Origin of the sequence: Paraburkholderia sp. SIMBA_030, from assembly GCF_046535245.1 — a bacterium.
Taxonomy (GTDB): Bacteria; Pseudomonadota; Gammaproteobacteria; order Burkholderiales; family Burkholderiaceae; genus Paraburkholderia.
In genome coordinates this window covers 1-309 of sequence record NZ_JAWRXB010000252.1, presented here as the reverse complement: position 1 = coordinate 309, position 309 = coordinate 1, and the positions used below count along the sequence as shown (strand labels likewise).

At 39.5% G+C, this 309-nt stretch carries 1 protein-coding gene; it reads right to left on the bottom strand.

The window, feature by feature from the left end; genetic code table 11:
• Positions 1 to 309 (bottom strand): diguanylate cyclase domain-containing protein (locus SB772_RS39880; RefSeq protein WP_410838501.1); only part of this gene is annotated, 309 nt, incomplete at both ends.

Here is a 309-nt window from a genome sequence, read left to right as displayed (position 1 = left end):
CTGAACCAATCCAAATCTAACAGCATAACGCTTAAATCTTGATATTCTCTCACCGTTGCCAAAGCATACTTCATCTTTTTCAAACCGTAGCGACGATTTTTAAGCTGAGTAAGCTCGTCCTGATTGGCATGTCGTAAGGTTTCTCTCCTACTGTCATCTAATGACACTAACAAAATACGAAACATATAAATGATAAAAATAGCTTTTGGTAGCGACATATAAATATGGGTAGAGCGCCACAAAAGGTTGGAAGATTGACGCAGGTGATTAAGACCCTCCCAGGTCAACGCCTCATTTTTGATGATAGTC